4 protein-coding genes and 1 pseudogene are annotated in these 6,000 nt (G+C 47.7%); 3 read left to right on the top strand and 2 right to left on the bottom strand.

Annotation, left to right across the window (positions count from 1 at the left end; genetic code table 11):
• From ACKTSG_RS06740 to ACKTSG_RS06730, 3 genes and pseudogenes are all read left to right on the top strand, one after another.
• Positions 1 to 253: transposase (locus ACKTSG_RS06740; RefSeq protein ID WP_407891817.1), on the top strand; the 253-nt coding region annotated here is incomplete at its 5' end.
• Between the two features lie 181 nt (positions 254 to 434).
• Positions 435 to 821, top strand: a pseudogene (locus ACKTSG_RS06735) (MGH1-like glycoside hydrolase domain-containing protein); the annotation flags it as partial.
• Positions 822 to 947: 126 nt separating this feature from the next.
• Complete coding sequence (locus ACKTSG_RS06730; protein ID WP_407893207.1) at positions 948 to 2,348, top strand: LPXTG cell wall anchor domain-containing protein; 1,401 nt, start codon at positions 948 to 950, stop codon at positions 2,346 to 2,348.
• 188 nt (positions 2,349 to 2,536) lie between these two features.
• Here the strand turns inward: ACKTSG_RS06730 and ACKTSG_RS06725 are convergent, their stop codons facing one another.
• Positions 2,537 to 4,375, bottom strand: a complete 1,839-nt coding sequence (locus ACKTSG_RS06725) for a sensor domain-containing diguanylate cyclase (protein WP_407893203.1) — start codon at positions 4,373 to 4,375, stop codon at positions 2,537 to 2,539.
• Positions 4,376 to 4,531: 156 nt separating this feature from the next.
• Positions 4,532 to 5,986 carry an ABC transporter substrate-binding protein/permease gene (locus tag ACKTSG_RS06720; RefSeq protein ID WP_407893201.1) on the bottom strand — a complete coding sequence of 485 codons (1,455 nt, stop codon included), beginning with the start codon at positions 5,984 to 5,986 and terminating at the stop codon, positions 4,532 to 4,534.
• Positions 5,987 to 6,000 lie beyond the last annotated feature (14 nt).

Here is a 6,000-nt window from a genome sequence, read left to right as displayed (position 1 = left end):
CTCAACTTTTGCACGGAACACTGCACGAGCCTTGATCACCGGTATTGCCTATAACCTGGTTCAGCTCTTTAAACAGCTCTTTGTCTCGGAAGACCGTCGTTCAACCATCTCCTCGCTACGGTTCAGTCTCTTTCACATCGCCGGTAGGATTACTTGGCACGCCCGTCGTGTGGTGATTCATCTTGCTTCTAACTATGTTTACAAGAACTGGTTTAGTCGGCTCATGGACGAAGTCCATCAGTTGGCGACCTGAACTGAATAACTGAATAGGTCGTGCGTCGAGCCGAAAACTGGGTCGGTCTGTTCGTGGTGCATCGATCACCAACTTCTCCGCTCAGTCAGTATTCGCAACGCTCCAAACGTTGCTTTCAGACCGGCCAGATGCGATTTCATGTCCCCAATACCGAGGTGAATAATCCAGGAATAAGTATAATTGGGATCCTACTGACGGTCAGTATTACGAAGTTGATAAGGACGGCAAGTTCTTTAAAGTGGATAGTATTGCTGGATTCTGGCCGTTGATTGCTGGGGTGGCAAATGAACAACAGGCGCAGTCTCTGCGAGATAAGCTTTTTGACCCAGATAAGTTTTATACTGATATGCCGTTTGCGGCCTTAGCCAAGGATGACAGTCGATACTCAACCACTGGGAACTACTGGAAAGGTGGCGTATGGGCGCCAACCAATTACATGGTGATTAAGGGATTGGATGCGGCAGGATTAAACGATGACGCGCAGAAAGGCGCTCAGCGATATATTGATGCCATAGATGAAGTTTTCAAGAATACAGGCACATTCTGGGAAAACTATGCCTCGACAAAGCAAGATGGCAAATATTTGCAAAATTCCTTAACGGAGACAGGTGGTTCTCAGCCTGTCCGTTCACCTTTATTAGACGGCGTGACTGTTGATCCAAATGGGTTGTACTTCTCTCCAGGGATAACATCTATGAGTGATCAGTCGGCGGCATCAGTGAAGAAAGATGACAAGACGACGAACATGGTCAAGTATGACTTTGTCGGCTGGACAGGTAACGGCCCAATTTCATTCATGATTGAGGATGTCCTAGGAATTACGCCGGATACTCCTGACGGACAGATCAATTGGGACCTGAAACGTCTTGATGAAAATGGTATCAAGCGTCTTGGGTTAGGCGAGTATGGTGACGTTAGTTTTGTCGCAACCAAACGTGATCGTGCAGATCAGGGAGTCTTTGTGACTGTTGATGGGAACGTCACTAAGGAATTTACCTTAAACGTCACTCTGGACGGAACGGTATACCATGTGCGGATTCCTGCTGGGGAATATCACGCAGTCGTGCCTTTAGGTTTCAAGACGGCAGTGTCTGTCACCAAAGATCAGCTTGCAGCGTCTGGTTATGATGAGAATGGTTTGCCATTGGTTAAGGCGGAGAGTAGCACTCAAGTGGCCACGCCGCTGTCAGTCACCAAAGAACAACTTGCAGCGTCTGGATACGATGAGAACGGTTTGCCATTGGTTAAGGCGGAAAGTAGCACCCAAGTTGGCACGCCACTCTCTGTCACCAAAGAACAGCTTGCAGCGTCTGGATACGATGAGAATGGTCTGCCATTGATCAAGACGGAAAGTAGCACCCAGGTTGGCACACCGCAGTCTGTCACCAAAGAACAGCTTGCAGCGTCTGGATACGATGAGAACGGTTTGCCATTGATCAAGACGGAAAGTAGCACCCAAGTTAGCACGCCCCTCTTTGTCACCAAAGAACAGCTTGAAGCCGCCGGATACGACGAGAATGGTTTGCCACTGATCAACACCGAAGTTAGCACGCCAGTATCAGTCACCAAAGAACAACTTGAAGCGTCTGGCTACGATGAGAACGGCTTGCCATTGATCAAGACTGAAGTTGGCACGCCAGTATCAGTAACCAAAGAACAGCTTGAAGCATCTGGCTACGATGAGAACGGCTTGCCATTGATCAAGACTGAAGTTGGCACGCCAGTATCAGTAACCAAAGAACAACTTGAAGCATCTGGCTACGATGAGAACGGTTTGTCATTGATCAAGACTGAAGTTGGCACGCCGCTCTCTATCACAAAAGAACAGCTCCAAGCCTCCGGTTACAACGAGAACGGCTTGCCGTTGATCAACATTGAAGTAGATACGCCACTTTCCACGACAACTGGGAAGCGTTTCGGCAATGATCTAGGTTCGAGCAAGGAAGACAAGCAAAGCGATACTGTTAAGTCTGGTGAGAATAGCAAATATCCATCAACCGGTAATACCTCCAATGCAAATATGGTCGTAACGGGTTTGTTAATGCTATTCGGAATTACATCAAGTGGATTTGCATTCAAGCGTAAGCATAACTAAATGCCGCAGAAATGCACGTAAAAGCCACAGGCAGGCGCCTGTGGCTTTTTTGAAGTTCTCGAATTTATGAATGGGTAGACTGAAGAGGATTCAGTGAAAAGTATGAAGCGGCAAACACTTATCTGTCGCGATATTTTGGCGTTCGAAATGAGAAAGCTGTGCCCCCGTGCTAAATTGGACCACCTTCTTTAGTTATGGTGCGGGTCGCTAGGTTTGTCAAAATAGTATCCTTGCACATGATCGATTTTCAATGATTCAGCCATGGCCAAGTCTTGCTTGGTTTCCACGCCTTCCAAAATGAAGCGCAAGTCATTTTCTGAGGCGATTTGCCGCCAGAACTTCACCCGTTCGGTCAATTGTTCGTCAGTGGTGGTTTTGCGCAAGTTTTGCATCGCAAATTTGATGCCGTTGATGTATGGCAAGCAGCTGCGCACCACTTCAAAGGAATTATCTGAGCCGACGTCGTCAATATACAACTTGATGCCAGCGGCGCGGTACACGGAACTGATCCGGCGCGTGGTTTGCGAATCGGTCAGATCCATGATCTCAACAGTCAGTGCTTCTGGACCTTCAGGGCTTTCCGCAAATTGGGTCAAGGCATCGGCGATTTCCAAGTCTTGGAATTGATCAGCGGTTAAATTCAAGTTGAAGCGGTGTAAGGGATCGTGTTTCATGAAATCTTGCATCAACGCGATGCTCATCCAAATCGGCAACTCAAATGAATCTGGTAAGATCCAGCGCTTGAGTTGGGGGTCATAAGTTCGCAACAACAGCTCATGATAGTCTTTAGGGTGATCGGGTGCGTCAACGGCATAAACGCCTTGGGCAAAATAGCGATAATCGGCAAGGCGCTTTTCGTTGCGATCGATGCCAGAAACGATCTGTTGGTCAAACGTGATGGTATCGCGGCCAGAGCGTTTGGCTTTGGCTAAGGCGTCATCGGCGCGCTGGTAAATGTTATTGATCGAGCGGTCGTCTGGATGCAAAGCGGTCATGCCAATGGAAAGTGTCACGTCGATGCTGCGATTTTCATAAGTGAAGTCGCGCTTGCGGATCCCTTGCCAACATGCTTTGATCAAAGGCATCACTGATTCTGGGGTGCGGATTGGGAAGATCAAATTATATTCTTCACCAGCGGCTAAGTAGAGTTGATGGGGGACTTTGGCGTTATTTAAGATCTGATTCAGCGTATCGGTCACTTCGATCAACACGGCGTTACCGGCTAAATGCCCGAAGCGGTCATTGACTTGTTTGAAGTGATCTAAATCAAGCGTCGCAAAGCTCAACACGCCACCTTGTTGCTTGATCTTGGTGAACAACGCTTGTAAGGATTTTTGTTGTTGGGAATAAGTATTGGCACTGGTGCCTTTTTCATAATCAGCCAAGCGCTCGAGTTGACGTTGCTTGCGGTCAAGACGTTGTTGCCGAAGCCAATAGCCCAGCACAAACGCCAACATCAAGGTGTAAAGCAACACGGCTTGAACGGCTAATTTCAACGGGACATGCATCCCCATGGAAACCGGCGGGACGGTGAACCAAAACAAACTTGCGGCCACAAATGCCGCCAAAACGCCAGTCCACCACCGCTTCAAGATCTTTTCGCGGCCAAGTTTGATCAACACCAACACGCTAGCAAACGCCAACATCGCGGTTAAAGTCGTCGGTGCATAAAAGTTCGGCGCATGGTGCATTTGCCACACGATCAAGATCGCGCCGCCTTCTAAGGCCATTTCATACCAGCGAAACCCGCCAAACAACAGCGGCAAAGTGAGCACAAATAGCGCCCAGTTGTGGTACAAGATCGCTGAGTTGTTGTGGATAAACGTCATGGCGCCGTAATGAATAAACAAACCCATGCCAACGCTGATCGTCAGTAACATCACCCGCCGCCAAATGCGGCCGATTCGTTGGGTGTGTTGATTCTCAAAAGCGTCATACCAGATCCGCTGAAAAAAGGCGATGAACCCGATGCTAAAAAAAGTGACTGTTGCCACGCGGATCAAAAATAGCGGTAGTTCTATCGACATTTCAATCCCCCACAATTTATCGAAATATTCGTACTATTTGTATCCTACCATAATGCCGCGCCATAAAGGCAAACATTATGAAATCAAGCTTTTGCCAAGAAATCACGGCTTTAAGCGCAAAAAAAACCGTCAAGCGAACTTGACGGTGTTGACGCGTTAAACGGCCATCCGTTTTTCGACCCATTTACTCAACCAAGTCAACGCGGTGATGATGATCAAGTAGATCAACGCGACCATGGTCCAGATCTTAAAGCCTTCCATGTTGCGAGCGATAATGATCTTCCCAGTTTGGGTCAATTCTAGCAAGCCGATCACGCTTAAAATCGAGGTATCTTTTAAGGTGATGATGAATTGGTTGATGAAACTTGGCACCATGATCTTTAAGCCTTGCGGTAAGATCACATGCCGCATCGCTTTGGACCAAGGTAAGCCAAGACTGCGAGCGGCTTCCATTTGACCTGGGGCGACGGCATCGATACCGCCGCGGACAAACGCTGCGGTATAGGCACCTTCGTTTAAAGTCAAGGTGATGATCCCAGCGATAAAAGCAGGGATCTTGGTGCCCGTCAAACTTGGCACCCCAGTGTAAACAAACAAGGCTAAGACTAATAATGGCAAGCCACGGAAAATATAAATGAATGTCGACGACATCCCTTGAGCAAAGCGATTTGGCATCACGCCTAGCAAGCCGACGACGATTCCTAAAATTGTTGCGCAGATAATGCCGACTAACGTCAAGATCACGGTTTCGCCTAAGCCACTCATTAAAGTCGACCAGTTGGCTTTCAGCAAACCTAAGAAGCTGCGGTCAGTTTCTTGGGTTTTGGCATTTTTCTTTTTTTGCGAGGAAACAGTGCCATTGCCTAAATATTTGGCGACAATCTTGTCGTATTCGCCAGATTTTTTGACTTTGGTGATCCCATCATTGATCTTGTCGATCAAATGATCATCGCGGCCTTTGTTGACGGCCACGCCATAATATTTCACCGTCGTTGGTTTGGCCACGATATGCAACTTCATGCCAGTGGCAATGGCATATTGCAACACAGGTTGATCATCAAAACAAGCCACTGAGTTGCCAGTCAACACATCTTGGTACATGTTGTTGGAGTCATCAAAGGTGACGGTGCTAAAGCCGTATTTTTGCTTGATCGAGTTGGCATAGTCTGCGGCTGCAGTCCCAGTTTTGATCGCGACGCGTTTGCCGCGCAGATCTTTTAAGGATTTAATGTCAGAACCTTTTTTAACCGCAGCAACTGGGCCAGTGGGATAATAAGGCTTAGACATATCAAATTTCGCCGAGCGTTCTGGGGTGATGGTCATCCCAGCGATCACGCCATCGATTTGTTTGGCTTCCAACGCTTGCACTGCAGCATTGAAGCCAACTGCTTTGACGGTGACGTTGAAATGCTCTTCTTTGGCAATGGCGTGGATCAAATCGATATCGATGCCGACGTATTTGTTTTGCTTGTTGGCAAATTCAAAAGGCGCATAGGTATTGTCAGTGTAGAAGGTATACGTCTTTTCAGCCGCATGGGCAGGCGTTGGCGTCAGTAATGCCAACGCGGTAATGAAGGCAAACAGTAAAGTTATGATGGCAGGTTTTTTCATAATGGACTCCATTT

The sequence above is a fragment of the Lacticaseibacillus salsurae genome, from assembly GCF_045862175.1.
Lineage (GTDB): Bacteria > Bacillota > Bacilli > Lactobacillales > Lactobacillaceae > Lacticaseibacillus > Lacticaseibacillus salsurae.
This window is presented reverse-complemented; position numbering and strand designations above follow the sequence as displayed.

Bases quoted from the DNA above. Each gene is read 5' to 3' on its own strand.
- ACKTSG_RS06730 (WP_407893207.1), top strand. From the start codon at position 948: ATGAGTGATCAGTCGGCGGCATCAGTGAAGAAAGATGACAAGACGACG.
- ACKTSG_RS06720 (WP_407893201.1), bottom strand. From the start codon at position 5,986: ATGAAAAAACCTGCCATCATAACTTTACTGTTTGCCTTCATTACCGCG.
- ACKTSG_RS06725 (WP_407893203.1), bottom strand. From the start codon at position 4,375: ATGTCGATAGAACTACCGCTATTTTTGATCCGCGTGGCAACAGTCACT.